A 1,445-nucleotide genomic window follows, 5' to 3' on the forward strand; every position below is an offset into this window, starting at 1 on the left:
CACTACTTTGGCACTTTAGACCGAGCGATATCGGCAAGGAGCATGTCACAGTGAGGACATCGTCGGGGTGGAGGTCGTGCAAAGAGGTCGAGTATCGCTTGCCTAATGGCCGGCATGCTTGGCTGTGGCGGCGGCCCCGAGACTCTTTTTTTTCCGTCCCGCTGCTTTGAGGCGGCGGGATTGAAGGAAGGCGTAGGCGATCATCGTCATCAACGCATGTCGATGTAATCCCGTCCAGGATCTACCTTCGAAGTGGTCGAGCCCAAGCTCCTCCTTGAGCTGCTGGTGGGCCTGTTCACAGACCCATCTGGCCTTGATCGTAGCAGCGAGCGTCTTGATGGTGGCGTCGGCCGGCAGGTTCGACACATAGTATTTTTGCTCCCCGGTCGACCGCCGCTCGCCGACGAGCCAAACCTCGTCGCCAGGCATGCATTGCACACGGTTGTCGAGCATCCGGTGCTTATGGCCATCCGCAACACGGACACGGCGGGCCGCGAAGAGACATGTCAGCCGACCCTTGGTGCCCCGCCGCCAGCTGACCTTTTGCCACTTCCCTCCGGCCAGCAACGTTTCAGCAGCGACCGGGGGCTGATCAGGGATGTGGTATTTGCGGGGCTTTCCGGCCTTCGCGACGGGGAAGATCAGGGCAACGTCGGCGGGATAGACGTTCTGACGTCGCGACAGACCCACTGCCCACAGTAGACCGCGCTCGCTCAATGCCTGACGGAAAGGTCCGCTGGAGCCGTACCCTGAATCGGCAAGCACACAGCCGAAACGCGCACCGGAGGCGATCACGCGGTCGATCTCCTCGATGGCAATCTCCGGCTTTGTCAGAGCAGTCTGTCTGTCCTTCGGCACACGGGCCTGCGTCATACGCTCAAGATCATCTGTCCAGCTCTCGGGCAGGAATAGCCGCAGGCCCACCATCACCGGCACTTCGCGTGACGCCAACGTCACCGAGACCAGCGACTGGCAATTGGCCGTCTTTCCGAGCGACGAGGCATATTGCGGCGCGACGCCAACCGAGTGACGTCCCTTCTTGGGCAACGCCGTGTCATCGATGACAAGAAAACCCGCCTCATCGCCAACAAGGCCATCCGCCTCCTTCAGCAGGGCAGCCTCGAGAGGAGCACTGTCCCAAACTCCGGCAGCGACGAAATGATGAAGCTGATCGTAGCCGACCTCGCCAGCGCGCGCCGCCATCGGTTGAACGCTCTTGCGGTCTCCTGGACCAATCAAACCCGCGACATAGAGAGGGCACATCCGCGCCCGCGTCTTGTGCCCTAGCGCCGCGACAAACGGCGCAAGCCAGCGATCAAGATCGGTTTGCCAGTCCACGTCCATTGATCGGCCCTCCATAAGCCGACCTCTCATGAATCACGCAAACCCTTTCATGGGAATCCCAAAAATAACCCGCCCGCTAAAAACCTGCCAAAGTAGTGCTA

The 1,445-nt window shown here is 60.6% G+C and carries 1 pseudogene; it reads right to left on the reverse strand.

Annotation, left to right across the window (positions count from 1 at the left end):
- Positions 1 to 102: 102 nt before the first annotated feature.
- Positions 103 to 1,381, reverse strand: a pseudogene (locus tag FHT76_RS41230) (IS701 family transposase).
- Positions 1,382 to 1,445 lie beyond the last annotated feature (64 nt).

The organism is Rhizobium sp. BK176, assembly GCF_024808055.1.